The 25,128-nt window shown below is 65.4% G+C and carries 27 protein-coding genes; 9 read left to right on the top strand and 18 right to left on the bottom strand.

Features of this window, described 5'->3' with window-relative positions; genetic code table 11:
* Positions 1-65 precede the first annotated feature (65 nt).
* The 3 genes from ABZ942_RS01445 to ABZ942_RS01435 all read left to right on the top strand — a co-directional run bounded on the left by ABZ942_RS01445 (position 66) and on the right by ABZ942_RS01435 (position 2,590).
* The gene (locus tag ABZ942_RS01445; RefSeq protein WP_357377900.1) at positions 66-917 is read left to right on the top strand and encodes a TIGR03619 family F420-dependent LLM class oxidoreductase; all 852 of its coding nucleotides are present in this window, start codon (positions 66-68) and stop codon (positions 915-917) included.
* Between the two features lie 591 nt (positions 918-1,508).
* Positions 1,509-2,387 carry a helix-turn-helix transcriptional regulator gene (locus tag ABZ942_RS01440; RefSeq protein ID WP_357377898.1) on the top strand — a complete coding sequence of 293 codons (879 nt, stop codon included), beginning with the start codon at positions 1,509-1,511 and terminating at the stop codon, positions 2,385-2,387.
* Entirely contained in the window at positions 2,384-2,590 is a 207-nt protein-coding gene (locus ABZ942_RS01435; RefSeq protein WP_357377896.1) for a DUF397 domain-containing protein, read from the top strand. The genes ABZ942_RS01440 and ABZ942_RS01435 overlap by 4 nt, the downstream gene beginning before the upstream one ends.
* A gap of 57 nt (positions 2,591-2,647) precedes the next feature.
* On the opposite strand, the gene ABZ942_RS01430 is transcribed toward ABZ942_RS01435, so the two are convergent.
* The 6 genes from ABZ942_RS01430 to ABZ942_RS01405 all read right to left on the bottom strand — a co-directional run bounded on the left by ABZ942_RS01430 (position 2,648) and on the right by ABZ942_RS01405 (position 8,202).
* Entirely contained in the window at positions 2,648-3,130 is a 483-nt protein-coding gene (locus ABZ942_RS01430; protein WP_357377894.1) for a hypothetical protein, read from the bottom strand.
* A 251-nt stretch (positions 3,131-3,381) separates the two neighbouring features.
* Positions 3,382-3,909, bottom strand: coding sequence for an RICIN domain-containing protein (locus tag ABZ942_RS01425; protein ID WP_357377892.1), 528 nt, complete (start codon positions 3,907-3,909; stop codon positions 3,382-3,384).
* 160 nt (positions 3,910-4,069) lie between these two features.
* Complete coding sequence (gene mraY, locus ABZ942_RS01420; RefSeq protein ID WP_357377890.1) at positions 4,070-5,146, bottom strand: phospho-N-acetylmuramoyl-pentapeptide-transferase; 1,077 nt, start codon at positions 5,144-5,146, stop codon at positions 4,070-4,072.
* A 252-nt stretch (positions 5,147-5,398) separates the two neighbouring features.
* Positions 5,399-6,757, bottom strand: a complete 1,359-nt coding sequence (mgtE, locus tag ABZ942_RS01415; protein WP_357377888.1) for a magnesium transporter — start codon at positions 6,755-6,757, stop codon at positions 5,399-5,401.
* A 280-nt stretch (positions 6,758-7,037) separates the two neighbouring features.
* On the bottom strand, positions 7,038-7,547 hold the full coding sequence (locus ABZ942_RS01410; protein WP_357377886.1) for a hypothetical protein: 510 nt from the start codon (positions 7,545-7,547) through the stop codon (positions 7,038-7,040).
* Positions 7,548-7,611: 64 nt separating this feature from the next.
* The gene (locus ABZ942_RS01405; RefSeq protein WP_357377884.1) at positions 7,612-8,202 is read right to left on the bottom strand and encodes a DJ-1/PfpI family protein; all 591 of its coding nucleotides are present in this window, start codon (positions 8,200-8,202) and stop codon (positions 7,612-7,614) included.
* A gap of 295 nt (positions 8,203-8,497) precedes the next feature.
* Here ABZ942_RS01405 and ABZ942_RS01400 point away from each other — a divergent pair, with 295 nt between their 5' ends.
* The 4 genes from ABZ942_RS01400 to sthA all read left to right on the top strand — a co-directional run bounded on the left by ABZ942_RS01400 (position 8,498) and on the right by sthA (position 12,886).
* On the top strand, positions 8,498-9,898 hold the full coding sequence (locus tag ABZ942_RS01400) for a nucleotide disphospho-sugar-binding domain-containing protein (RefSeq protein ID WP_357377882.1): 1,401 nt from the start codon (positions 8,498-8,500) through the stop codon (positions 9,896-9,898).
* A gap of 17 nt (positions 9,899-9,915) precedes the next feature.
* On the top strand, positions 9,916-10,149 hold the full coding sequence (locus ABZ942_RS01395; protein WP_357377880.1) for a hypothetical protein: 234 nt from the start codon (positions 9,916-9,918) through the stop codon (positions 10,147-10,149).
* Positions 10,150-10,388: 239 nt separating this feature from the next.
* Positions 10,389-11,381: an LLM class F420-dependent oxidoreductase gene (locus ABZ942_RS01390; protein ID WP_357377878.1), complete on the top strand. Its 993-nt coding sequence runs from the start codon at positions 10,389-10,391 to the stop codon at positions 11,379-11,381.
* A 104-nt stretch (positions 11,382-11,485) separates the two neighbouring features.
* Positions 11,486-12,886: a Si-specific NAD(P)(+) transhydrogenase gene (gene sthA, locus ABZ942_RS01385; RefSeq protein WP_357377876.1), complete on the top strand. Its 1,401-nt coding sequence runs from the start codon at positions 11,486-11,488 to the stop codon at positions 12,884-12,886.
* A gap of 75 nt (positions 12,887-12,961) precedes the next feature.
* Here the strand turns inward: sthA and ABZ942_RS01380 are convergent, their stop codons facing one another.
* The 6 genes from ABZ942_RS01380 to ABZ942_RS01355 all read right to left on the bottom strand — a co-directional run bounded on the left by ABZ942_RS01380 (position 12,962) and on the right by ABZ942_RS01355 (position 18,283).
* Positions 12,962-13,840, bottom strand: coding sequence for a sigma-70 family RNA polymerase sigma factor (locus ABZ942_RS01380; protein ID WP_357377874.1), 879 nt, complete (start codon positions 13,838-13,840; stop codon positions 12,962-12,964).
* Positions 13,833-14,231, bottom strand: a complete 399-nt coding sequence (locus tag ABZ942_RS01375; RefSeq protein ID WP_357377872.1) for a VOC family protein — start codon at positions 14,229-14,231, stop codon at positions 13,833-13,835. Before ABZ942_RS01375 ends, ABZ942_RS01380 begins: the two co-directional genes overlap by 8 nt.
* Positions 14,232-14,407: 176 nt before the next feature.
* Entirely contained in the window at positions 14,408-16,513 is a 2,106-nt protein-coding gene (gene nrdE / locus ABZ942_RS01370) for a class 1b ribonucleoside-diphosphate reductase subunit alpha (RefSeq protein ID WP_357377870.1), read from the bottom strand.
* Positions 16,514-16,551: 38 nt separating this feature from the next.
* Positions 16,552-17,013 carry a class Ib ribonucleoside-diphosphate reductase assembly flavoprotein NrdI gene (gene nrdI / locus ABZ942_RS01365; protein WP_357377868.1) on the bottom strand — a complete coding sequence of 154 codons (462 nt, stop codon included), beginning with the start codon at positions 17,011-17,013 and terminating at the stop codon, positions 16,552-16,554.
* Between the two features lie 39 nt (positions 17,014-17,052).
* On the bottom strand, positions 17,053-17,286 hold the full coding sequence (locus ABZ942_RS01360; protein WP_069163300.1) for a redoxin NrdH: 234 nt from the start codon (positions 17,284-17,286) through the stop codon (positions 17,053-17,055).
* 427 nt (positions 17,287-17,713) lie between these two features.
* Positions 17,714-18,283, bottom strand: a complete 570-nt coding sequence (locus ABZ942_RS01355) for an NAD(P)H-dependent oxidoreductase (RefSeq protein ID WP_357377866.1) — start codon at positions 18,281-18,283, stop codon at positions 17,714-17,716.
* Between the two features lie 125 nt (positions 18,284-18,408).
* On the opposite strand from ABZ942_RS01355, the gene ABZ942_RS01350 reads away from it, so the two are divergent.
* Together ABZ942_RS01350 and nadE are read left to right on the top strand one after the other, a co-directional pair.
* Positions 18,409-19,032, top strand: a complete 624-nt coding sequence (locus ABZ942_RS01350; RefSeq protein ID WP_357377864.1) for a helix-turn-helix domain-containing protein — start codon at positions 18,409-18,411, stop codon at positions 19,030-19,032.
* 22 nt (positions 19,033-19,054) lie between these two features.
* Entirely contained in the window at positions 19,055-19,882 is an 828-nt protein-coding gene (gene nadE, locus ABZ942_RS01345) for an ammonia-dependent NAD(+) synthetase (RefSeq protein WP_357377862.1), read from the top strand.
* On the opposite strand, the gene ABZ942_RS01340 is transcribed toward nadE, so the two are convergent.
* The 6 genes from ABZ942_RS01340 to ABZ942_RS01315 form a co-directional block, all read right to left on the bottom strand.
* A complete protein-coding gene (locus ABZ942_RS01340) occupies positions 19,879-21,360 on the bottom strand; it encodes a M28 family peptidase (RefSeq protein WP_357377860.1) in 1,482 nt (493 codons plus the stop codon). The two genes, nadE and ABZ942_RS01340, sit on opposite strands and share 4 nt — an antisense overlap.
* A gap of 228 nt (positions 21,361-21,588) precedes the next feature.
* The gene (locus ABZ942_RS01335; RefSeq protein ID WP_357377858.1) at positions 21,589-22,203 is read right to left on the bottom strand and encodes a hypothetical protein; all 615 of its coding nucleotides are present in this window, start codon (positions 22,201-22,203) and stop codon (positions 21,589-21,591) included.
* A 115-nt stretch (positions 22,204-22,318) separates the two neighbouring features.
* Positions 22,319-22,609: a hypothetical protein gene (locus tag ABZ942_RS01330; protein ID WP_357377856.1), complete on the bottom strand. Its 291-nt coding sequence runs from the start codon at positions 22,607-22,609 to the stop codon at positions 22,319-22,321.
* A gap of 13 nt (positions 22,610-22,622) precedes the next feature.
* On the bottom strand, positions 22,623-23,864 hold the full coding sequence (locus tag ABZ942_RS01325; protein ID WP_357377854.1) for a sigma-70 family RNA polymerase sigma factor: 1,242 nt from the start codon (positions 23,862-23,864) through the stop codon (positions 22,623-22,625).
* Positions 23,865-23,866: 2 nt separating this feature from the next.
* A complete protein-coding gene (locus tag ABZ942_RS01320) occupies positions 23,867-24,610 on the bottom strand; it encodes a YciI family protein (RefSeq protein WP_357377852.1) in 744 nt (247 codons plus the stop codon).
* Positions 24,611-24,669: 59 nt separating this feature from the next.
* The gene (locus ABZ942_RS01315; protein WP_357377850.1) at positions 24,670-25,065 is read right to left on the bottom strand and encodes a DUF1003 domain-containing protein; all 396 of its coding nucleotides are present in this window, start codon (positions 25,063-25,065) and stop codon (positions 24,670-24,672) included.
* Positions 25,066-25,128 lie beyond the last annotated feature (63 nt).

Here is a 25,128-nt window from a genome sequence, read left to right as displayed (position 1 = left end):
CCGACAGCCGGTTTCGATAGGCCGGTTGTGCGATCGTCGCTGCCACGTCACCCGAGGAACGCTCGATGAAGTTTGCGATCAGTTACAGCACACCGTTTTACGGCACAGATCCCGATCGGATCATCGCCTTCGCCCAGCATGCGGAGGCCTGCGGATTCGAGGGGCTGTATCTCCCGGATCACATCGCGCTGTATCCGGGAGCGAAGGTCGGCAATTTCGAGATGCCCGCCACACTGCCCTATCCCGATCCGCTCGACTGCCTGAGCTTCGTCGCCGCGGCCACCCAGCGGATCCTGCTCGGCACGGGGGTGCTGCTGCTGCCGTATCGGCACCCGGTCGTGCTGGCCAAGCGGCTCGCGACCATCGATGGGCTGTCTCGCGGACGCATGCGGTTGTTGACCGTCGGGCTCGGGACATTGCCCGGTGAGGCCACCGCGACGGGTGTCGACTTCGCCACCCGTGGCCGACGGGCCGATGAGGCGATCGATGTACTGCGGCTGCTGTGGTCCGGCGGCGCGGCGGGGGTCAGCTTCGACGGCGAGTTCTTCGCCTTCGACTCGCTGGTCAGTTTCCCGAAACCCGTTGGCGTGTCCGAGTTGCCGATCCACGTCGGCGGCTCCAGTCGCGCCGCCGCCCGGCGGGCCGGGCGACGGGGCGACGGGTACTTCCCCGGCGGCATGCTCGGCCCCACCGAGCGGGGCATCCAACTGGACCTTGCCAGGTCGGAAGCCGTTGCCGCGGGACGTGATCCGGCGGCGCTCGAGTACACGCGCTGGGGATCGATCGATATGCCCGTCGAACGTGTCGAAGGTCTTGCGGCAGAGGGCGTTACCCGAATCGTTGTCGGCAGTATCGATCCCGAGGATCAATTCGACCAAATGTCGCGCTTCGCTGAGCGATTCGGTCTCAACGGCTGACCTGACCGATCCGCCCTACTCGGCCCCGGCACTCCCCTCCGAGTGCCGGGGCCACGCACTGTCCGCCCCGTGTTGCCCGCCGAACAACCGGTAGCCACGGATGCACCGGAGAATGCACAACACATCTGCACTGTCCGCTGCGAGACCGCCCACATCGAAGCGGATGGCACCGACGGCCACCTCCAGCGATCGCAGTCGCTCCTCGATCCGCCCCGTTCGGTCCGCGAGCACCGATAGTCCGAACTCCACGTGGGACTCCCGATTCGCCACGGCATCCAGCTGGCATTTCATGTCTTCGCACACTTTTTAATTGAGCCTTTCCGATAAGGAATTGCCGTTCTGGATTGTTCCTGTTGTCGTGCGGCACTGAGCAATTCGGCAATTCGGTGCACCTCCATTACAGTCAGCTGATTGTATGAGCACGGAAGCCGATCGGGGTCGGCTTTCTGACAGACCAGCGGTGCAACTTTGCGGCCAAACATTTGGAACATTCCAGGACTGAGCTCGCCAGCATTTCGGGAATGTTCCACAGTTGCTGCCGCATATGAATTCCACAACAGACCCTCTTCAGCAACCTTCGGAGATGCCACCATGACGACTGGTTCGACCCTTCCGCGCAGGCTACTGGCCCGCGAGCTTCGCAATGCCCGTGCGGCGGCGCGTATGAGCTCGGAAGCCGCGCGGAATCAGATCGGTGTCAGCAAACAAACGTTCTGGCGCATGGAGAACGGAATCCCGACCCGGTTGAACCCGTTGTTCGTCAAGCGGTTATGCGAGATCTACGGGATACCGGCCGACCTGACCCAGGTGCTGCTCACGCTCGTCGAAGAGACCAAGGACAAAGGGTGGTGGCTTGCGTTCGATGAGGCGATCCCCAAGAGCTTCGAGCTGTTCCTCGGACTGGAAGACGCGGCCGACCGGGTCATTTCATATCAGACAACGTTCCTGCCCGGAATGTTGCAAACCAACGAGTACCGCCGCGCAATGCTGTGGATCGAGAAGCCGAACAGGCCGGAATCGAATGTCGAGACGGCGATCAATATCGTGGCACTGCGACGGGCTCGACTGTTCAGTGCCGCCGATCCCCTGACAATGGATGCGTTCATCGACGAATCGGCGCTACGCCGCTCGACCGGCGACGCGGGAGTCATGGTCGGCCAGTTGACGCATCTCGCCGAAACCGCACAGCGGCCGAATGTTTCCGTGCGTGTTGTGCCGACTTCGGCAGGCACCTATCAGGCCCTGACGTTCGGCACCTTCGTCCTGCTCGAGTTCCCGCCACACCCCGTCGCGCAGCTGACGGAGCCGCCGGTGGTCTACGTCCAAGGCTTCACCGACGATCTGTATTTGGAGAACCCCGAGGAGGTTGCGATGTATCGATCGGCGCACACAGACCTCGAGCGCCTGGCATTGAGTGCGGCAGATAGCGAAGCTCTCATCCTCGATATCGCAAAGGAGTTCGGCGCGTGAAAATCGATCTGACTCACGCACGATGGTTCAGCAGCACGCACAGTGCTACTACGACAAACGGTGTGGAAGTAGCACATCTCGATAGCGGCCAAGTCGGTATCCGCGACTCCAAGAACCCCTCCCACCCCGCCCTGGTCTTCACCCCGGACGCCTGGGACACCTTCACCGCCGGCATCGTCCACGGCAATTTCAGCCGCCCATAGATCGACTCGACACACGAGACCCCCACTTCCCGTGGGGGTCTCGTGCTCTGCGTCGAACTACTTGTCTCCGTTGGGCTTCCGCAAAATGCGCAGAATCTGCGCGACATCGGACTTGATCTCACCGACATCGGACTCCACTGTTGCCAGGCGGCCGTTCATCGAACCGACCTGGCCACCCAACGACCCGACCTGGCCACCCAACGACCCGACCTGGGCGCCCAACGACCCGATCTGGCCGTCCATCGACTCGATCCGGGCGTCCATCGACCCGATCCGGCTATCCATCGACTCGATCCGGGCGTCCATCGACCCGATCCGGCCATCCATCGACTCGATCCGAGCCTCCATCGACTCCTGCCGAGACATCAGATTGCCGATGTCGATATTCATCGAAATCAACCGGGACGCAACCGAGCGCCCGTCCAAATCGCCGATACGGCTGTCCAAACTATCAATTCGGCTGTCCAGGACGCCGATGCTGGCCTGAATACCGTGCAGGCCGACGTAGACGGCGTCGAACTTCTCCTCGAATCCGGTCACTGTGACAGTATCGCGCGTAATTTGCTGATCCCGCCACCGTTCTAGCTGAGAAACACGTGCTTCCAAAGACTCCTTGCTGCTCATGGGTCGAGCTCTCCCCTCGTCCGCTACTGCATCGAAAAATACGAACGGATCGTATCCCTGGTCACCGACACTTAATTGCTATGCGAGAGAGCGGATTTCAGAATGTGTGCGTTTGCCGCACGGCATCTGCGATGCAGGCACCAGTGCCCCATGATCGTTCGAGCAGGTCAGTGGCCGACTACTACCAGCACGAACTGCTGGGTCGGGTTGTTCTGCGCCGGACGGCTGACGACGCCGTAGTCCTTTTCGGCGTATTCGTGGGCGTCCATGTAGCGGTTGTTGGAGGCTTGCTGGAAGGTGTACTTGCCTGCGCCGATGGAGTTGATGTGCCAGACCTGGGTGGGGTTGTCCTGGGCGGGGCGGGTGACCAGGTGGTAGTCGAGGGACTCGATCTCGTGGGCGTCGAGGTAGCGGTGGCTGCTCACTTGCTGCACGGTCCCGGTCCCGGTGCCGCTCTGATCCCAGTGGATGCGCCACTGCTGGCTGGTGTCGCCCTGCTTCGGCCGGGTGACGACGTTGTAATCGTGCGTGCCGTCGGCCCATGCGTCGAGATAGCGGCCGCTGGATACCTGCTGGATGGTGACGACGTCATCCGGCTGTGCGGCGTTGGCGGTGGCGGGAACTGCGCCGATGCTGACGGCGGTGAGGGTTCCGAAGAGCAGTCCTGCTGCTGCGCGGCTGATGAAGTGTGTCAAGGACTGATCTTTCTGGTGGAAGTTGTTGCGTTGCTTGTCTGAACCAATGTTCGAGCAAACGCAACCACTCCATAAGGCACCCTTGGGCGGTTGCCGAGCCGCTGCGGGGTGCGGAAATCACCCCCGAGGGTGGCCCCCGATGCTGAGCGTTCTCATTCGGTCAACCGATGGCGGCGAGGTATTCGCCGTAGAAGAGCATCAGGCCGACTGCGGACGCGATGCCTGCCAGTAGCCAGAAGCGGATGATGACGGTGGTTTCGGCCCACTCGCTGAGTTCGAAGTGATGATGGAAGGGCGCAAGTTTGAACAGTCGGTTGCCGGTGGTGCGGAAGACGACGATCTGCAGCAGGACCGAGAGGATTTCGGCGAAGAAGAGGGCGCCGACTACCGCGGTGAGCAGCTCGGTGCGGGTGGTGACGGACAGGCCCGCGAGCAGGCCGCCGAGTGCGAGAGAACCGGTGTCGCCCATGAATATTTTGGCCGGGGCCGCGTTCCACCACAGGAATCCCATGCAGGCGCCCGCACCGGCGGCACAGACCACGGCGAGGTCGAGTGGGTCGCGCACGTTGTAGCAACCCGCGTTCGGGGTGGCCGCGCAGGAGTTGGTGTACTGCCAGAAGGTGATGATCACGTAGGCGCCGAGCGCGAAGCTCATCGATCCGGCGGCCAGACCGTCGAGGCCGTCGGTGATGTTCACCGCGTTGGACCAGGCCACCACCAGGAAACTGACCACGAGCAGGAAGCCGATCAGCCCGAACGACACGGTCTCCACGTCTCGCACATAGGACATGTGCCGACTGCCCGGCGTCAGCCCGGTGCTGTCCGGAAACCGCAGCGCGAGCACGCCGAATATGATCGCGGCGCCGAGCTGGCCGATGTACTTGCCGGTCGCGGTCAACCCGAGATTGCGCCGCTTGTGGATCTTGATGAAGTCGTCGAGGAAGCCCACCACACCCAGCGCGGTGGCCAAGCCGAGCACCAGCAGCCCCGACACGGACAACCCCTGCGGATCGTGCCGGATGCCGAGCAGATGCGCGCCGAGATACCCCGCCCACATACCGATCAGGATCGCGATGCCACCCATCGTCGGCGTGCCACGCTTGGCCTGATGGCTGGCCGGTCCTTCGGCCCGGATCTCCTGCCCGACCTTTCTCCTGGTCATCACCTTGATCAGCAAGGGTGTCAAGGTGATCGAGACCGCCAGCGCGATCATCGCCGAGTACAAAATCTGTCTCATGCGCCCCTCATGCGGCCGTCGTCGGAAAGTCGAGTAATTGAAACATCAACGCACGGGCACCTTTTCACTGCCCGGCCTGGTCGATACCCGACGCACGCTCATACCGCTGCCGTCCACCGAACCCGCCATCGTCCCTCGCGAATCGCCCCGACGTTAGCAAGCCGAACGGATGTATGCGGACTCCTGAAGCTGGGCTAAAAGCCGCTGCCGCGACCGTCCACCAGGACGGTCGCGGCAACGGTAGGCGTCGGCTCAGATACCGAGGACCACCTTGGCGGTGGTGAAGTAGATGATCAGGCCGGTGGCGTCGACAAGGGTGGTGACCATGGGCGCGGACACCACCGCGGGGTCGATCCGCAGCTTCTTGGCGAGCAACGGCATGGTGCCGCCGATGGTCGCGGCCCAGCCGCAGATCAGCACCAGGGTGATGCCGACGACCACCGCGACGCGCGGGCCGACGAACAGCCCGCCGATCACCAATCCGGCTGCGGCGAGCATGGATCCGAGCACCAGGCCGACCCGGCATTCGCGCCAGATCACCTTGAACAGGTCGGACACCCGGACCTCGCCGACGGCGAGCGCCCGCACACAGGAGGTCGCGGCCTGCGCTCCCGCATTGCCGCCCGCACCGATGAGCAGCGGAATGAACAGCGCGAGATGCGCGGCCTGCTGCAGCGTGCCTTCGAACATGTCGGTGACGCTGACCGTGAGGGTCGCGGCGAACAGCAACAGCAGCAACCACATCGCGCGATAGCGCGCCAGCTGGAACACGCCGGCGGCCATGTAGTGGCCCTCCCAGGGCGCCGAGCCCGCCTGCCTGGCCACGTCCTCGCTGTCCGCGGCCTCGATGACCTCGACCGCGTCGTCGATGGTGAGCAGGCCGACGAGCCGGTTCTCGCTGTCCACCACGGGCATGTTGAGGTCGTTGGTCTCGCGCATCAGCCGGGCCGCCTTCTCGGCGGAGTCGGTGGCGCGGGCGCAGACCGGTTCGGTGACGACCAGCTCGGCGATCATCGTGTCCGGCTTGCTGAGCACCAGCTCGCGCAGTTCGACGATGCCGGTCAGCCGTCGGCCCGCGTCGACAACGGGCAGCGTGTAGACGGTTTCGGCGTTGGCGCCCTTGGCCCGCACCATGGCCAGCGCCTCGGCGACGGTCAGGTTCTGCGGCAGCGCGACGACCTCGGGGGTCATGTACTGGCCCGCCGAACCCTCCGGGTAGCCGAGCAGCGCGGCGGTCATCCGCCGTTCGCGCGGGCTCAGCCCGGCCAGCACCTTCTTGGCGACCTTCGCGGGCGCCTCACGCAACATCCGGGCCCGGTCGTCGGGCGCCATGCCCTCGATCAGGTCGCGGAAGCTCTGGTCCCGCAGGCCCTGCAGGATCTGCTGCTGGTCGACCGGTTCGAGTTCTTCGAAGACCGCCAGCGCCAGGTCCTTGTCGAGCAGCCGGAACGCCATCCCGGCCTGGACGGCGTCCATCCGGGCGAGCTGGTCGGCGATGACATGTGGCGGGTGGTTGTCGAGCCAGGCGAGCGCGGCGTCGACGCGGTGGCTGTCGTCGATGTCCTGCAGGGATTCGGACAGCGTCGGACGTACTTCGATGATCTGCGACATGGGATGTCCTCAGCAAATACGCGTGAGTGAATGGGAGCGCGAAAATTCACACCGCGGGCGCCGGCCCCATCCGTCGCTGACTACTCAGGAGTGCGAAGGGGCGACGCCGCGCGGCCTTCGACTGGGAGGTTCGCTGCGCATGGCAACCCCACCTCCTTCTCGTCGCTGCCGCAGACCTGACTCGCCTGCACCATCGGTGAAACGTTGATCGGATGCGAAAGCATCCTTGTGCAGGATACAGCCAAACGGTTGAAGTTCTCACCACGAACGAGCGCGATGGTCAGCCGACCAGCGTGTCTGTGATCGCGGTCTCCACATCGCGCCACGTGAGCACGTGCCGCACCCAGTCGGGCACCGGCTCCGATTGGACGCCGAACAGGTAGCGGTGCGGCACCAGGTCGCGCAGCGCGTGGTGCACGTCGATCCGGTCGTCGATCATGTGTGTGATGCCGAGGTCGGCACAGCGGCCCGCCTTGTCCGCGCGCTCGCGGCAGAAGCGCAGGTTGTCCCGCGCGATCCCGGTGCGGTCGTAGAAGTCGTGATGGTCGAGCCATTGCCGGGTGCGCTGTTCGATCCGCTCCCCGCACTTGGAGATCACCCACGCCCGGCCCTCGAACAGCTGGACCAGCCGGGGCAGGACGTCGAAAGCGTTGGGGCTGGGCGGAGTTCGCAAGGCCTCGTCGAGTCCGCCTGCGAGGAATACCGTGTCCGCGGCACCGGCCCGCAGGGCCGCCCCCTGGATGACGCGGCCGAAATCTACGCCGAGTCTTGGTTGTCTATCTCTATTCATTTCCGTCCAAGCATGACCCGGATGACAGTGCCGAAGCGAGCGAATTTCCTTCCCGCGCAGCGGATCAGACCGGCGGCATCGGGTCGTATTGGATGAGGCGGCGCACCTCCTTGGCGCGCTCGGCGCTCGCCAACCGTCGCACCAGGTGCAGTGCCATGTCGATGCCGGCGGAGACACCTGAGGAGGTGATGATGTCGCCGTCGTCGACGTATCGCTCCTCGGCGCGTACCTCGATGGTGGGATCCAGTTCGGCGAGCCGATCGAGTGACCTCCAGTGGGTGGTGGCCGGTCGACCGGCCAGCAGACCGGCCGATGCGAGGACCAGCGAACCGGTGCACACGCTGGTGATCAGCGGTGTCGTTTCGCGTTGGGCCCGGGTCCAGGTGAGCATTGCCTCGTCGTCGATCATCGGCCGGGTGCCCATGCCGCCGGGGAAGATCAGCACGTCCCGGCGCGGTGCGGTCTTGAACGAGTACTCCGCCTCGATCGTCAGGCCTTTCGCACACTTGACCGGTCCGCCGTCCATCGAGAACGTGAACGCCGCGTAGCCGTCGTCGGGGTAGTACTGGGTCCAGAAGGCGAGCACCTCCCACGGGCCGACCGCGTCGAGCTCTTCGACTCCGGGGAACAGCAGCAGGCCGATGGTGCGCGTCATAACTCTCCTCATGCCGGAAGCACTCGTTCAGACCGTAGCGGTCGATGCGGACGGCAGCGTGTCCCGGACTGTCCGCCAATCGTTTGCCAGGAAACTCGCAACGGGTTAGAGGCTTTCTCGTACCTCAAGTTTTGTTCCCACCCACCCGACCGACCGGGCATCACGGCCTAGCTTCAAAAGCCGCTTACATCACGCTTTACGGTCCAGAGAATCACGGACCACAACCCTCTTCCATGGGCCATAACGTTATCTCCGAACAGGTGACGCGACTATTAGCTGCAAGTTAGCCTGTGGCATGACCAAAATACTGGCATTCACCTCACCGGCAAAAGGACACCTGTATCCGGTCGCGCCGGTCCTGGCGGAGCTGGTATCGCGCGGTCACGACGTGACCGTGCTGACGCTGCCCGGCAGCGAAGCGGCCTTGGAACCGTTCGGCATCACGGTGCGCGACCTACCGCCGGCGCTGGCACGCGACACCCTCGACGACTGGGCCACCACCTCGCGGATCGCGACCCTGCGCGCGGCGCTGCGCGCCCTCATCGGCCGCATCCCGGACGAGATCCAGGCCTTGCGCAGCGCGATCATCGCCGAACGACCAGATGTGCTGCTGATCGACGTCACCGCGCCCGGCGCCCACATCCTCGCCGAGGCCAGCGGACTGCCGTGGGCGTCGTGGGCACCGGCGCTGCTGCCGATCCCCTCGCGCGACGCGCCGCCCTTCGGCCCCGGACTGCGGCCGCGCACCGGCCTGCTCGGCCGTGCCCGCGACAACAGCCTGGCCTGGTTCCTCAATCGCCGGTGGAACGAGGTGCTGCCGCAGCTCAATCACATGCGCCAGTACTACGGACTGGATCAGCTGGACAACACCGTCGACTATTTGCGGCAGCCACCGCTGATGCTCAACTTCACCGCGCCGCCGTTCGACGACGCGCGCGGCGACTGGCCGCTGACGGTGCATCAGATCGGGCCGGGCCTGTGGGCGCCGGACGTCGAACCGCCCGGGTGGCTGACCGAGATCGATCGGCCGCTGGCGCTGGTGACCTGTTCGACCGAGTTCCAGGACGACGGCAAGCTCGCGCAGGCCGCGATGGACGCGCTGACCGACAGCGGGCTGTACACGGTCGTCACTTCGGGCGCCATCGACCCTGGCACGTTCACCGTCCCGTCGAACGCGCGGGTCGAGCAGTTCGTGCCGCACCACCTGCTACTCGACCGAGCCGCCGTCGTCGTCTCGCACGGCGGCATGGGGATCACCCAAAAGGCTTTGGCCGCAGGCGTTCCGGTGTGCGTGGTGCCGTTCGGCCGTGGCCAGTCCGAAGTGGCGCGGCGGGTGGTCACCAACGAGGCGGGCAGTTGGGTGTCCGCGAAGCGGCTCACCGTCGCCACCCTGCGCGCCGGTATCGACAAGGCGATGGCCTGTCGCCCAGGCGCGGCCAGAGTGGCTGCCGGGTTCGCGGCGGCCGGTGGCACGCTGCGCGGCGCCGAGCTGCTGGAACGGCATTTCGCCGGGCACCCGATCGGGCACGCGGCCAAGACCGGTGCCATGCCGATCCATAGTTCACATCCCTATCCGACCAATGAGGTTGCGCCGGAGATCACTCAGGGCGAGCCGGACCCGATTGTCCTCCCGCCCAACGACTCTCCGCCCACCGAAGACCGCTATTGGACGACCTGGCAGCGCCGCGATCACTGACCCGGCAGCCGGCAGCCATGGTTACTCGGCTGCGCGCCGAACCCGACAGCGCCGCGATCGGCGTGACCATCGGCGACTTCGCGACAACTGGGGTCGACGGCCCGTTTTCCGTCGCCTACCTGGTCTTCAACACCATCATGAACCTGACGACACAAGCCGAGCAGGTCGCGTGTTTCGCCAAGGTCGCCGCGGCCGAGGCGAATACCGATCGATCCCGTTCCGCTATGCGTGGCCCGCCGAGCTCGATCTGATTGCCCAGCTCGCCGGGCTGCGATTGCGCGAGCGCTGGGGTGGCTGGCTGCGCGAGCCCTTCGCCAACGAGAGCCGCAAGCACGTGTCGATCCGGGAAAAGCCCATCGGCTGACAGGGGTAGACGCATTCGGCGTCGAAGGGTTGTTCGCGCGACCGAGTATCTGGTGGTCCACGCCACGATCGACCCCATCACGGGATGATTGACTAGGTTTGGGGCAAACACACGAAGGAGAAAACTGTGCGCTTCGGCATCTTCATCCCGCAGGGCTGGCGGCTCGACCTGGTCGGCATCGACCCGGCGGACCAGTGGCGGGTGATGCGGGATCTCGCGCAACGCGCGGATGCCAGTGACACCTGGGAGTCCCTGTGGGTATACGACCACTTCCACACCGTTCCGGTGCCGACCGAGGAGGCGACGCACGAGGCGTGGACCCTCATGTCGGCGTTCGCGGCGACCACCTCGCGGATCCGGCTCGGGCAGATGTGCACCGCGATGAGCTACCGCAATCCGGCCTACCTGGCGAAGGTCGCGGCCACCGTCGACCTGATCTCGGGCGGCCGGGTCGAGATGGGCATCGGCGGCGGCTGGTACGAACACGAATGGCGCGCTTACGGTTACGGCTTCCCTGGCGCGGGCGAGCGGCTCGGCCGGCTGGACGAGGGCGTGCAGATCTTCCGGCAGGCCTGGACCACCGGTAAGGCCACCCTGGACGGCAAGCACTACCAGGTCGACGAGGCCATCGTGCGGCCACTTCCGTTGCAGGACGGCGGGATTCCGCTGTGGATCGCCGGCGGCGGCGAGAAGAAGACGCTGAAGATCGCGGCGAAGTACGCCCAGTACACCAACTTCAGTGGCGCGCCGGACGAGTTCGCGGCCAAGTCCGAGATCCTGCGCGCCCACTGCGCCGACGTCGGCACCGATTTCGACGCCATCGTGCGCTCCTCGAACTTCAACGCGGTGATCGCGTCCACCGAAGCCGAAGTCGAAGAACGACTGGCCGAAGTCCAGGCCAAACTGGCCTCGGTGATCGGCGACGACCAGGCAAAAACCTTCGTCGACAACATGTTCCGCCCCTCCTTCGCGGTCGGCACCCCGGAACAGATCATCGAACGCCTCACCCCCATCCGCGACCTCGGCCTCGGCTACGCCATCTTCAACTTCCCCGAGGCCGCCTACGACACCTCCAGCATCGAGCTCTTCGAAAAGGAAGTAGCCCCCGCCCTCGCCTGAGTTCGACGAACACGGGGAGCCGGTGCCGCCACCGGTCCCCGTGTTCGCTCGATCGGTTACTCGAAGCGACGGTGGATTTCATATTCCGCTGTCAGACTTGGCGCATGTACGACTTCGACGTGCTGGTTCTCGGGTCGGGTCCCGGCGGCCAGAAGGCGGCGATCGCCACCGCCAAACTGGGTAAACGGGCTGCGGTGGTGGAGCGGCGGGACATGGTCGGTGGGGTGTGTATCAATACCGGCACTATTCCGTCCAAGACGCTGCGCGAGGCGGTGCTCTACCTGACCGGGCTGAGTCAGCGCGAGATGTACGGGCAGAGTTACCGGGTCAAGGACGACATCACCGTCGCGGACCTACTCTCCCGGGCCCAGCATGTGATCGGCCGTGAGGTCGACGTGGTCCGTAATCAGTTGTCCCGCAACCGGGTTGCCATGTTGCCCGGTCTCGGATCGTTCGTGGACGAACACACCGTCGAGGTGATCGACGGCACCGGTCAGGAAACAAAGGTGACCGCGGAGAACATCGTGATCGCCACGGGCACCCAGCCCGCCCGGCCGGACACGGTGGACTTCGACGGCAAGACCGTCATCGACTCCGACGGCATTCTGGAGCTGGAACGCGTGCCGCAGTCGATGATCGTGATCGGCGCCGGGGTGATCGGCATCGAGTACGCGTCGATGTTCGCGGCGCTCGGGTGCAAGGTGACCGTGGTGGAATCGCGGGAGCGGATGCTGGACTTCTGCGATATCGAGGTGGTCGAGGCGCTGAAGTACCACCTGCGCGATCTCGCAGTGACCTTCCGCTTCCAGGAGACGGTCACCGCGGTCGAGCGGCATCCGCGCGGGGCCATCGCGATCATGGCGAGCGGCAAGAAGATTCCGGCCGAGGTGGTCATGTATTCGGCGGGCAGGCAGGGCATGACCGCGAGCCTGCGGCTGGAGAAGGCCGGGCTCAGCGCGGACAAGCGCGGCCGGATCGCGGTGGACGAGTTCTTCCGCACCGAGGTTCCGCACATCTACGCGGTCGGCGACGTGATCGGGTTCCCCGCGCTGGCCGCGACCTCGATGGAACAGGGACGGCTCGCCGCGCACCACGCGTGTGGCGAACCGGTGCAGGCACTTTCGGCGTTGCAGCCGATCGGCATCTACACGATTCCGGAGATCAGCTTCATCGGTCAGACCGAGGACGAGCTCACCGCGGCGCGAATTCCGTTCGAGGTGGGCGTTTCCCGGTATCGCGAGCTGGCCAGGGGCCAGATCATCGGCGACTCCTACGGCGTGCTCAAGCTTTTGGTCTCGTGCGAGAACCGGTCGCTGCTCGGCGTACACGTATTCGGCACCGGCGCAACCGAACTCGTGCACATCGGCCAGGCGGTGATGGGTTGCGGTGGCACGGTGGACTATCTGGTGGACGCGGTGTTCAACTACCCGACGCTGGCCGAGTCCTACAAGGTGGCCGCGCTGGACGCGATGAACAAGATCCGGCAGATCGAGCGGATGGACTGACCGGCGTCACTGCGGCCCGGCCGCCACCGCCGGGCGGTGACTGAGCACCGTCCGGCGATGGCAGCGGATCCAACCTCAGTGTGCGGGTGGGTCCGGGAGCTCCAACGCAGCGAGTTGGGCGGGGTCGGACACGATCGCGATGGCGGTGATTCGGTGGTCGGTGACGGTGAACGAGATGACGGAGAACACGGATCCGTCCATTCGCCAGGAGACATACCCGGGCCGGCCGTTGACGAGCACCGCCCGCTGCTGAGCGACCGTGCCCGCGAACATTTGCGCACCCGAGGCGACCTCGGTGGCGCCGAGGACGACGATCTCCCCGCCCGGGCTGGCGACAGTCAGTCGCACGTCCGGGTCGAGCACCCGCAGCAGCGCCGCGAAGTCACCGCCGAACGCCGCCGCACGGAAGGCCTCGACCACCGCGCGCTGCTCGCGTCCGGCGGCCGGCGGCGGCGAGGTCGACCGCACCTTTCTACGGGCGCGGCTGGCGATCATCTTGGTGGCGTCGGCGGACTTGCCGAGGATCTGGCCGATCTCCTGGAACGGCACCGCGAACATGTCGTGCAGGACGAAGGCCAGTCGCTCGCTCGGCGTCAGCGAGTCGAGGACGACGAGCAGCGCGAGGCCGACCGAGTCGGCGAGCGCCGCGTGCTCGGCCGGTTCGGGCGCGTCATCGGCCGTCACCACGAGCTCCGGCAAACGGTCGCCGTAGGACGCTTCGGGATGAGTGTGGCGCGACCGCAACACATCCAGGCTGATCCGGCCGACCACCGTGGTCAGCCAACCCGCCAGATTGTCGATAGCCGCCGCGTCCTGACGGGCTAGCCGCAGCCAGGCTTCCTGCACCACGTCCTCGGCGTCGGCGTGCGAGCCCAGCACCCGATAGGCGACCGCACGCAGCCGATCGCGCTGAGCCTCGAATGCCTCGGCCACCAGATCCGGACGGTCAGCCATCGGTGCGCCGCTGTTGCCGGAGCGCAATCCGGTTACCGTCCGGATCCACCGCGTCGATCCGGACTCCGAACGGATAGTCCGTCGGCTCGGGCTGCGTGAATGTCACGCCGCGTTGCCGAAGCACCTCGAAATCCTTCCTCAGGTCATCGAATTCGAGGATCACCGGCCCGGGAACCTCCTCCGAGGCCGCCGCAACCGGCTGCCCCGCCGACGGCGCATGCGACCACAGAACGATCCCGATCGGATTGCCGGGAACACCGACAGTGAGGAACCGTCCAGTGGGCCCCGTCACGTCGATACGCTTCTCCAAGCCGAGCCTGTCCGTATAGAACGCCAGCGCCCGGTCTTGATCGGTCACATAAATCGTCGTGTACATGATGTTCGTCAGCACCAGTCTGCTCCACTCCCATTGTCGCCAAACGACCTCGGAAATTCGGTCGTCGCCCATATGACGGGTGCCGACGCGAGAAGGTAACAGAGACCTGTCGGTGGCGACGCCTCACACACGAAAACCCCAGTGCGGCAATGACACTGAGGTTTTCGCGAACTAGCGATAGGGGTTGATCCCTACAGCATGCAGGAGACGCAGCCCTCGACTTCGGTTCCCTCCAGGGCCATTTGGCGCAGGCGGATGTAGTAGAGGGTTTTGATGCCCTTGCGCCAGGCGTAGATCTGGGCGCGGTTGAGGTCGCGGGTGGAGGCGGTGTCCTTGAAGAACAGGGTCAGCGACAGGCCCTGGTCGACGTGCTGGGTGGCGGCCGCGTAGGTGTCGATGATCTTTTCGTAGCCGATTTCGTAGGCGTCGTCGTAGTACTCGAGGTTGTCGTTGTCGAGGTACGGCGCCGGGTAGTAGACGCGGCCGATCTTGCCTTCCTTGCGGATCTCGATCTTCGACGCCACCGGGTGGATGGAGCTGGTGGAGTGGTTGATGTAGGAGATCGAACCGGTCGGCGGGACGGCCTGCAGGTTCTGGTTGTAGATGCCGTGCTCCATGACCGAGGCCTTGAGCTCGCGCCAGTCCTCCTGCGTCGGGATCTTCACCTCGGCGTCGGCGAAAAGCTGCGCCACCCGTTCGGTTTTCGGCTCCCACGCCTGCTCGGTGTACTTGTCGAAGTACTCGCCGCTGGCGTACTTGGACTCGGGGAAGCCGCCGAAGTAGCTGCCGCGCTCCTTCGCGATCAGGTTCGACGCTCGAATCGCGTGGTAGACCACGGTGTAGAAGTAGATGTTGGTGAAGTCGATGCCCTCTTCGGAGCCGTAGTGCACCCGCTCGCGGGCCAGGTACCCGTGCAGGTTCATCTGGCCGAGGCCGATCGCGTGCGACTCGTTGTTGCCCTGCTCGATCGACGGCACCGAGTAGATGTGCGTCTGATCGGACACCGCGGTGAGCGCCCGGATGGACGTCTCGATGGTCTGCGCGAAGTCGGGTGAGTCCATCGCCTTCGCGATGTTGAGCGACCCGAGGTTGCAGGAGATGTCCTTGCCGACCTTGGCGTAGGACAGGTCGTCGTTGAAGATCGACGGCGTCGAGACCTGCAGGATCTCCGAGCACAGGTTCGAGTGGGTGATCTTGCCCGCGATCGGGTTGGCCCGGTTCACCGTGTCCTCGAACATGATGTACGGGTAACCGGATTCGAACTGCAGCTCGGCGATGGTCTGGAAGAACTCGCGCGCCTTGATCTTCGACTTGCGGATCCGCTTGTCGTCGACCATCTCGTAGTACTTCTCGGTGACGTCGATGTCGGCGAACGGCTTGCCGTAGATGCGTTCCACGTCGTACGGCGAGAACAGGTACATGTCCTCGTTCTTCTTCGCCAGCTCGAAGGTGATGTCGGGGATCACCACGCCGAGCGAGAGGGTCTTGATGCGGATCTTCTCGTCCGCGTTCTCCCGCTTGGTGTCCAGGAACCGGTAGATGTCCGGGTGGTGCGCGTGCAGATACACCGCGCCCGCGCCCTGACGCGCACCGAGCTGGTTGGCGTAGGAGAACGAGTCCTCCAGCAGCTTCATGATCGGGATGACGCCCGAGCTCTGGTTCTCGATCTGCTTGATCGGCGCGCCGTGCTCGCGAATGTTGCTGAGCAGCAGCGCGACCCCGCCGCCGCGCTTGGACAGCTGCAGCGCGGAGTTGATGGAGCGCCCGATGGACTCCATGTTGTCCTCGATGCGCAGCAGGAAGCAGGACACCGGCTCGCCGCGCTGCTTCTTGCCCGAGTTGAGGAAGGTCGGGGTGGCCGGCTGGAAGCGGCCGTCGATGATCTCGTCGACCAGCTTGCCCGCGAGTACCTCGTCACCGGCGGCGAGGGTGAGCGCGACCATGCAGACCCGGTCCTCGAACCGCTCCAGGTAGCGCTTGCCGTCGAAGGTCTTCAGCGTGTATGAGGTGTAGTACTTGAACGCGCCGAGGAAGGTGGGGAACCGGAACTTCTTGGCGTAGGCCTGCTGGAACAGCTGCTTGATGAACCCGCGGCTGTACTGCTCGAGTACCTCCGGCTCGTAGTACTTCTCGTCGACCAGGTAGTCCAGCTTCTCGTCCAGGTTGTGGAAGAAGACGGTGTTCTGGTTGACGTGCTGCAGGAAGTACTGGTGCGCGGCCTCGCGGTCCTTGTCGAACTGGATCTCGCCGTTCGGGCCGTACAGGTTCAGCATCGCGTTGAGGGCGTGGTAGTCCATGACCTCGCCGGCCTCCGCACCGCGGCCCGATGACTGCTCTAAGCGAGCCGTTTTTCCGGCCGGTGCTGTCGTTGTTGTTGCCAAAACAATCCCAATCCCTCTCGGACGCGCTCGACGTCCTCAGCGGTTCCCATGAGTTCGAAGCGATACAGGTACGGCACCCCGCATTTACGCGAGATCACGTCTCCCGCATAGCAGTAGGTATCGCCGAAGTTCGTGTTTCCCGCCGCGACCACCCCGCGCAGCAGAGCGCGGTTGTGCGGATCGTTGAGGAACTTGGCGACTTGCCGCGGCACGAAATCCTTGTCGGATCTGTTCCCACCCAGAACGTGCCGACCGCCCCCGTAGGTGGGGACGATCAGCACGAAGGGTTCGTCGACGCGCAGCGAATCGGCGGTGTGCAGTGGAATGCGAGTTGCCGGGAGACCCAGCTTCTCGACGAAGCGGTGCGTGTTCTCCGAGGCGCTGGAGAAGTAGACGAGCGCGGCCTGATCGGACACGGTCACCCTCTCCTCCCGGAGGAACGAAAGCGGAAGCGGTCAGGCCGCCACGGTGGCGAGCGACTTGATGCGGTCGGGGCGGAAGCCGGACCAGTGGTCCTCGCCGGCCACCACGACCGGAGCCTGCAGGTAGCCGAGGGCCATGACGTAGTCACGTGCCTCGTCGTTCTCGGAAATGTCGATCACCTCGTAGTCCACCCCGGCCTTGTCGAGGGCCTTGTAGGTGGCATTGCACTGGACGCAAGCGGGCTTGGTGTACACGGTGACGGTCATTGGATTCCCTCTTCTCCTGGTGCCTGATCCACAGCCTGTGATCCGTATGCCGACCATTGCTAGTGACCTGCAAGCAGTCACTAGCGACGCACTATCCGACCTTGCTGCGCAAACTCCTGGATCTGGCTGTAAATCCCCTGCTCAACCCCTTCGGGCCGATGCTCGCAGAGCGGGGTGTCATGCCGTCTTCCAGTACCGAAGACACTACACCTAGTGGCCGACAGAATCATCCAACACGACATGTTGCGAGTCACATTGATGAAATTCGAAGGCGGTAAGTACCTGGACGCTCGATTCGCAACCCGACACGACCGTGGTGCAGATCACAATTTCGTACCGTAGCTGATTTCCAGCAAACCCCCGGATCAGACAAAGAGGGCCACCTCCGCCGCGCGGAGATGACCCTCGAGAAGACCGGACGCGAAGCTTACACGGCGGCGAATTCGCCCCGAGTGGCCTGCACCAGTTCGTGCACGGTGGCGGCCAGCTTGGTGAGCGCCTCGGCATCCTCGCGCGGATGCGTCGCGCCGAACCGCTCGCCGATCGTCGCGAAGTGCAGGTGCGCGGACTCCACCACACTGGCACCCGCCACGCCGAGCGACTTGACCGTGTCGCCGTGCGCCCACTGCGCGGCGTTCGGGCTGATCGACGCGCTGACCACAGCGGTCGGCTTGGCCTTGATAGCACCGGCGCCGTACGGACGGGAGGCCCAATCGATCGCGTTCTTCAACACACCGGGCAGCGTGCCGTTGTATTCGGGCGTCACCACGAGCAGGCCGTCCGCTGCGGCGACCGCGTCGCGCAGCGCCTGTGCGGCGGCGGGTACGACACCCTCGACATCGAGGTCTTCGTTGTAGAACGGAATGTCGGCGAGGCCTTCGTAGATGGTGATCTCGACGCCCGCGGGGGCCGTCTGTGCTGCGGTCTCGGCCAGCTGCCGATTGATGGACGCGGCGCGGAGGCTGCCGACGAGAGCGAGGATGCGGGTCTGGCCCATGACAACTCCTGGTGTACTGAGTAAGTGGTGTCCGAACTTTCATCGATGACTAACCGGACCGTGGTCCGATTACTTCCCGCGGAGATTGCGTGGCTGCTGTGAGCTACCCCACATCGGATCTCCCCATGCCCGGGACACGTCCGCTGCTCGGGATCGGCGCGCCGCTACCCGGCGCGGCCGGACCGACCGAACGCGCCGACGCGGCACGCAACCGGCAGCTGCTGCTGGACGCCGCGCAGCAGCTGGTGCGCGAGCAGGGCGTCGACGGCCTCACCATGGACGCGCTGGCCAAGCGGGCCGGGGTCGGCAAGGGCACCGTCTTCCGGCGGTTCGGTAGCCGGTCCGGGCTGCTGCTCGCGCTGCTCGATCACTCCGAGCGCAAGGCGCAGGAGGCGTTCATGTTCGGGCCGCCGCCGCTGGGTCCCGGCGCGGCGCCGGTGGAGCGGCTCGTCGCGTTCGGGCGCGCGCGGCTGCTCGATATCGATGTGGAAGGCGAGTTGTATCGCGCCGCGGAGGTGGGCGAGGCGCGCGACCGCTACTCGGGTGCGCCCTATCTGTTGCTCAAGGCGCACGTGTCGATGCTGCTGCGGCAGGCCGGAGTGCCCGGGGAGATCCCGTTGGTCGCCGACAGCCTGCTCGGTGCGCTCAGCGCCGCGCTGATCATGCATCAGATGCGCGCGCAGGGATATACCCGCGATCAGATCGGTGACAACTGGGAAGCCTTGGTTCGCCACGTTGTTTCGCGGTGAACAGTCAGTAAAGTGGGCTGCCATGCGGAACCTGCGCGAACAGATCATCACGGAATTGGGCATCCAGCCGACCATCGAACCGAAGATCGAGGTACGGCGGCGGGTCGATTTCCTCAAGGATTATCTGAAGGCCACTCCCGCAAAGGGTTTCGTGCTCGGCATCAGCGGCGGACAGGACAGCGCGCTGGCCGGTCGACTGTGCCAGTTGGCCGCGGAAGAGTTGCGAGCCGACGGTGCGGACGTGACGTTCCTCGCGGTGCGACTGCCCTACGGCGTGCAGGCCGACGAGGTCGACGCGCGCACCGCGCTGCGGTTCATCCAGCCGGACAGGTCGGTGTCGGTGAATGTCCGCCCGAGCGCGAACGCGACCGCGGGCGAGGTGGCCTCCGCGCTGAAGATCGATAAGCTCCGGGATTTCGTGCGCGGCAATATCAAGGCGCGCGAGCGGATGGTGATCCAGTACGCGATCGCCGGTCAAGAGAACCTGCTCGTGGTCGGCACCGACCACGCGGCGGAGGCGGTCACCGGCTTCTTCACCAAGCACGGCGACGGCGGCGTCGACCTGACCCCGCTGACCGGTCTCACCAAGCAGCAGGGCGCCTCGCTGCTGCAGGAGTTGGGCGCACCGGCCAGCATCTGGTCGAAGGTCCCCACGGCCGACCTGGAAGACGATCGGCCGGCGCTGCCCGACGAGGAAGCGCTCGGCCTGACCTACCGCGAAATCGACGACTACCTCGAGGGCAAGGACGTCACCCCCGAGGTCGCCGAGCGAATCGAGTCGATCTATCTGAACACCAGGCACAAGCGCACGGTTCCGGTCACCCCGCTCCACGCCTGGTGGCGCGACTAGCTTGTCGCAGTGCCGGGCGGGTCGGCGCTGGCGGCGTAGTTCTGCATCGCGTCGGCGATCGCGCCGGTGTTGTCGGTCAGCGCCTTGTCGCTGATGTTGGTGGTCGTGTCGCAGGACCGGTGGTAGCAGGAGTCGTAGGCGCGGCCCGCTTGGCCGCCGAACATCTGCTGTTCCTGCTGTGTCTTGATGCCCTCCGCGCCGGTGAACAAGCCACCGACCGCGATGCCGGCGCGCATGAAGGCACCGTAGTCCGAGCGGCCGTCGAGCGCAGCACCGTTGTGCCGCAGGCCTTTCGAATCGAAGTAGCGGGCGAAGTTCTGCTCGATCTGGGCGGAACCGGCCGGGCCCTGGCTGCCGTTGTAGATCTTGTAGGCGTAGTTCGGCGAGCCGATCATGTCGAAGTTGAGATACAGCTCGAGCTTGGCGCGGTTGGCTGCGGACAGGTTCGCCACGTAGTACTTGGAGCCGACCAGGCCGAGTTCCTCGGCGCCCCACCAGGCGAACCGGACCTTGTTCTTCGGTGTGGTCGTGGCCATGTGGAGGGCGACCTCGAGCAGGCCCGCACTGCCGGAACCGTTGTCGTTGATGCCCGCGCCGGCGCGCACCGAGTCGAGGTGTGCCCCGGCCATGACGACCTTGTCCGGGTTGCCCTGCGGGGACTCCGCCAGAATGTTGTGCGTGGTGGCCGGGAGGGACTCGGTGTCCGTCTTGAGCCGGACGACGGTGTTCGCCTTGGCCAGGTCCTTGCCGACGGCGAAGCTGGTGGCGACCACCGGCACGGTGATGCCGGTCTCGTCGAGCGGCTCGGCGAAGGTGTCGGTGCGGCCGGGCTGGCCCTCGTTGCAGATGATGACGCCGGAAGCCCCTGCGGCCTGGGCATTTCGGGCTTTATCGGCGGACGTGCAGGTGCCGCGCTGCAGCAGCGCGATATTGCCGCGGGTGAACTCGGCGAAGTCAGCGGTGTCGCAGCCGGAGGTCGAGGCGTTCGTCGTCGAACCGGGCGACAAGGCGAGATCGACGCCTTGGACGGTCGCCTTCGTTTCGCCCGACCCCGAATAGGTCAGGGTGGCGAAGTCGCCGAGCTGGCTGCGGTCCGGTGCGCTCGGCTTGTATGCCGTGTGGGCGGACGAAACCCGTTCCAGGACCGGCGTGGTCCGTTCCCGGAAGGACTGAAAGGTGAACGGCTGCAACGTCACCTGGTAACCCGCGCGGCGAAGTTCGCCCGCCACGTAGTCGCGGGAGGCATCGTAGCCTGCGGTGCCAGCGGCCCGGGTACGGCCGTTGGCATTGGCGATCGACTGGAACTTCTCCAGGTGTTGCTTAACGGCGGGCGCCTTGATCGAGTCGGCCAGTCGCCCGGGCGGCGGACTGGGGTCGGCATAGGCCGACCCCGCGATGGCGAGGGATAGCGCTATCGGCAGTGCGACGGCGGTGGCGATGACGCGACCGGCGGTGGCACTGCGGAAGATTCGGGGCATAGTCAGCTCCTCCAAAGGGACGGATGAATCCCGATGGATCGGAGATTAAGCCGGGGCGTCAGCTTGATGAAACCCCAGTTGTAGTGGGGAAACAGGTTGGGCCAGTGGGCAATCCACCCGCACACCCCCCCGATCTCACCCCGCGTGCGGCTCGGGTTGTGTTGCCCCATAACCCATCAACTCATGCGAAACGCAGGCCGTCCGAGGTCGCACTAGCGACGATGAAACCTACCTGTGCGCAATGGCTTCCGGGGTTTCGGCAGGGTAGAACATTGAATCCAAGATATGTGAGATGTCGTCCGGTTCTCCCGGTATGTGCCCGAAGGGGTAGCTGAATCCGATCTTCGGTGGACCACCATTCGGGTCGATCCAGACTTGCACTGTCCACAGCCGCGGGTGGGCGATTCCGAGGGGCGTCAGTGACAGCAGCGGAGGCTGCGACCATCCTTGGACTTGACCGGGCCATTGCTCGGCCGGTGGGTCCATCACCATTTCCATTCCGGGGAACACGTGCACGCCTCGTTCGTGGACGAACCACTCCTGGGCCGGTATGCACATCCCCGTCGCGACCGGGACCGCCCCGGGGTTGTAGGCGGTTCCGTATACCCAGCCGACGAGTTGATAGGGAAAGCTGGGCACCGACGTGCTTCCGGTATCGGCCGCCTCGGTGGAATATCGGGGAGCGTAGAACAGATCCGACGGCCGTCCGGCGACGAAAGTCGAGGTAGGCAGGAAAATGTGCTGCAGCGCTTGGGCGCCGTCGGAGACCACGACACCCATATTCTCGAACGACTTCATTCCGTGTGCAACGGACACGTACCCGTAGCCGGCGAGATCGGCCACGTCTTGCGGACCGGTGAGGGTGATGAGATGACCGAGTTGCTGAACGATTTGGTCCTGCCCCTTTTGCAGCGAGTAATCGCGGTCCGTCGGACTGCATTCCCCGCCGGCCGGCGGCTCAGCGCCGGCGGTCTGAAAAGCTGATAGACACAACACAACCACCGACGCCAGACTGCACGCCATTCGAATAGCGCGTCGAAGCATCATCGAACTGGTTGACATGGACGCTGACGGTACCGGCGTGCACACCAATTCTTTGCCAGGTCACACGATCGCCCGGCGTGTTGCGGTCGGCCAACTCTGTCTCCCGCGGTCGCCCGCCGACGGCCGGGATGAACCGCCCGACCTCGGCGGTACAGGCGTGGTAGCGATCGCCGTGCACGTCGCGCAGCGACTTGCCGCACGACACACCGTCTACCGCATCAAAGGGGGTGCGGGGATGCCGCTCGCGCTACCTCGGCGAGGCGCCGGGACAGGAAGCGGTGGACCTGTTCGTTAGGCGTATGTTCCAGTGCGGTACGGTAATTCGCTGCCGACTCCGGGTAGCGGCCCGCGCGGCGGAGCAGGTCGGCCCGGGTGACGAGTACGAGGTGTGAGGCGGCCAGCCGTGGGTGGTCGGCTACCTCATCGAGGGCGGCGAGGCCGGCGTCGAAGCCGCACAGGAAGCCGACGGCGATCGCGCGGTTCACCGCGACCATGGGCGAGTCGGAGTACGTGATCAGCTCATCGTAGGCGGAAACTATTGCCGCCCAATCTGTTTGCTCCCAGGTGGCGGCGATGGCGTGGGCGCCTGCGATGCGGGCCTGGGCGAGGTAGGGACCGGCACCATCCGCGGCGGCGGAAATCAGACAGCGCAGCCCGGCTTCGATCTGCGGCCGGTTCCACGCGGTGCGATCCTGGTCCTCGATCGGCACCAATTCCCCTTCCGCACTACGCCGTTGGGCGCGACGGCTGTCGTTGAGCAGCATCAGCGCGAGCAGCGCCCGCGCCTCCGCATCGTCCGGCAACAGACCGCACAGCAACTTGCCGAGCCGAATTGCCTCGTCGCACAGCTCATCTCGGACCGCAGTCGGTCCAGCGGTGGCGAAATAGCCTTCGGTGAAGACCAGATAGACGCACGCCAGCACCGCGGGCATGCGCTCCGGCAACAGCGGCGCTGGCGGCACCCGCAGCGGAATGCCCGCCTGCCGGATCTTCGCCTTCGCACGGGTAAGTCGTTGCGCCACAGTATGTTCGGGCTGCAGGAAGGCCCTGGCGATCTCCGCAGTCCGCAACCCGCACACCAGCCGCAGCGTCAGCGCCACCTGAGACTCCGGCGACAGCGCCGGATGACAGCAGGTGAAGATCATGCGCAGCTGGTCGTCCGATACCGCCGACATGTCGGCCTCCTCGCTCGGCACGGCCAGCAGGGCGGCGTCCTGCTCCTTGCCGCCTCTGGCCGACTCGCGCCGTAACCGATCCAGTGCGCGATTACGCGCCGCGGTGGTGATCCAGGCACCCGGATTGGCAGGCACACCGCGGTCCGGCCAGCTGCGCAACGCGTCGGTGAACGCCTCCTGCACCGCGTCCTCGGCCAGCCCGATGTCGCCGACCAGCCTGGCGACGGTGGCCAGGGCCCGGCCGAATTCGGCACGGTAGACGCCGTCGATGGCCGGGCCCGGCACGATCAGAAACCGACGTCGACGATGCGGCGAATCTCCGAGCGTCCGTGCGGTCGCCGCGGAATCTGGGCCGCGATCTCCGTGGCCTCCGCCGGACTTGCCGCCGTGAAGACGTACAGTCCGTCGACCACCTCGGCGCCCTCGGTGAACGGGCCATCGGTGAGCAGCAACTTCCCGTCGCGCACGCGGACGATGGTCGCGGTATCCGGCGCCTGCAATGCCCCGCCACCTCGAATCGCCGCGCCGACCTTCGCCGCGAACTGCCCGTGTTCGACGGCCATCTTCTCCCACTCCGGGCCGCCCGGGGCGATCATGTCTGCCTGCGACTCCCACAGCAGCGCGGCCCACCAGTCCGCGCCCGGCGTGTCGTGCGGCGCCCACATCGCCATCGGGCGCACCTCGATCGCGTTGTGCAGGGCGGCCGGAATCTGCCGGGCGAGCTGAATGGCCTCGTCCAGATCCTGCACGTCGAACACGTAGAACCCGGTGACCACCTCGGCCTGCTCGGTAAAGGGTCCGTCGGTCACCAACGTCTGCTCGCCACTGCCCCGGACGTTGACCGCGGTGGCCGCCGGGAACAGCGCCGCGCCACCCGCGATCGCCGCACCGGCCGCCTCCTGGAATGCCGCATATTTCTCGACCCCCGCAGCGAACTCCGGCGATCCCGGCTGGGCCGTCTGCTCGTTTCCCACAATCGTCGCCAAGTAGTGCATGGTCGCCAACCTTCCGCTGATGGAAGAGTCCGTCACCCTTCCCTACCCAGACGACGAACAACGCACGGCGATATACACATCGCCGCAAATTATTTCTACTCCGGTTTCGCGTGATCCCGACGCAGCAGTTCGGTGGTCATCGCGTGGATCGCCCTGGTCAGCTCGGTGTTGGTTTTGAGCTCGAGCTCCTGCTGGGTGAAATCGTGGTCGGCCTTGATCTGCTGGAACTGGGCTTGACGGTTCTGGCCGATCATCACGAACGTGGACAGGAAGATCGCCTCCAGCGAGACGATCAGGGTCAGCGTCGGCCAGGGGTTCGACTCGCCCCACACCATCCACACGACGAACAACACGGCGTGGATGTAGACGAACTGCATGGACCCGGCGAACTTGGTGATGGCGTCGGCGAGCCGGAGTTGCAGGCTGGACGCCCGGATCTCCTCCTGCCGCAGGATCGCGGGATGGCGTAGGAATTGCGGCGACTGTGACATGTCCGGTCGGCCTCCTCGATCGGCGAAAGGCGTTGGCGCGCCGATGCTAACCCCCTGGCGCCG

It is taken from the genome of Nocardia sp. NPDC046473 (genome assembly GCF_040645995.1).
Taxonomy (GTDB): Bacteria; Actinomycetota; Actinomycetes; order Mycobacteriales; family Mycobacteriaceae; genus Nocardia.
The sequence above is the reverse complement of the archived record's forward strand: the minus strand, read 5'-3'. Positions and strand labels throughout refer to the sequence as shown.

Excerpts from the sequence above, each read along its gene's own strand:
- sthA (WP_357377876.1), top strand. The coding sequence starts at position 11,486 with ATGTACGACTTCGACGTGCTGGTTCTCGGGTCGGGTCCCGGCGGCCAG.
- ABZ942_RS01405 (WP_357377884.1), bottom strand. The coding sequence starts at position 8,202 with ATGACGCGCACCATCGGCCTGCTGCTGTTCCCCGGAGTCGAAGAGCTC.
- ABZ942_RS01410 (WP_357377886.1), bottom strand. The coding sequence starts at position 7,547 with ATGAATAGAGATAGACAACCAAGACTCGGCGTAGATTTCGGCCGCGTC.
- ABZ942_RS01350 (WP_357377864.1), top strand. The coding sequence starts at position 18,409 with ATGCCCGGGACACGTCCGCTGCTCGGGATCGGCGCGCCGCTACCCGGC.
- ABZ942_RS01340 (WP_357377860.1), bottom strand. The coding sequence starts at position 21,360 with ATGCCCCGAATCTTCCGCAGTGCCACCGCCGGTCGCGTCATCGCCACC.
- nadE (WP_357377862.1), top strand. The coding sequence starts at position 19,055 with ATGCGGAACCTGCGCGAACAGATCATCACGGAATTGGGCATCCAGCCG.
- ABZ942_RS01315 (WP_357377850.1), bottom strand. The coding sequence starts at position 25,065 with ATGTCACAGTCGCCGCAATTCCTACGCCATCCCGCGATCCTGCGGCAG.
- ABZ942_RS01380 (WP_357377874.1), bottom strand. The coding sequence starts at position 13,840 with ATGGCTGACCGTCCGGATCTGGTGGCCGAGGCATTCGAGGCTCAGCGC.
- nrdE (WP_357377870.1), bottom strand. The coding sequence starts at position 16,513 with ATGGACTACCACGCCCTCAACGCGATGCTGAACCTGTACGGCCCGAAC.
- ABZ942_RS01355 (WP_357377866.1), bottom strand. The coding sequence starts at position 18,283 with ATGGGCCAGACCCGCATCCTCGCTCTCGTCGGCAGCCTCCGCGCCGCG.
- ABZ942_RS01395 (WP_357377880.1), top strand. The coding sequence starts at position 9,916 with ATGGTTACTCGGCTGCGCGCCGAACCCGACAGCGCCGCGATCGGCGTG.
- mraY (WP_357377890.1), bottom strand. The coding sequence starts at position 5,146 with ATGAGACAGATTTTGTACTCGGCGATGATCGCGCTGGCGGTCTCGATC.
- ABZ942_RS01360 (WP_069163300.1), bottom strand. The coding sequence starts at position 17,286 with ATGACCGTCACCGTGTACACCAAGCCCGCTTGCGTCCAGTGCAATGCC.
- ABZ942_RS01440 (WP_357377898.1), top strand. The coding sequence starts at position 1,509 with ATGACGACTGGTTCGACCCTTCCGCGCAGGCTACTGGCCCGCGAGCTT.
- ABZ942_RS01400 (WP_357377882.1), top strand. The coding sequence starts at position 8,498 with ATGACCAAAATACTGGCATTCACCTCACCGGCAAAAGGACACCTGTAT.
- mgtE (WP_357377888.1), bottom strand. The coding sequence starts at position 6,757 with ATGTCGCAGATCATCGAAGTACGTCCGACGCTGTCCGAATCCCTGCAG.
- ABZ942_RS01445 (WP_357377900.1), top strand. The coding sequence starts at position 66 with ATGAAGTTTGCGATCAGTTACAGCACACCGTTTTACGGCACAGATCCC.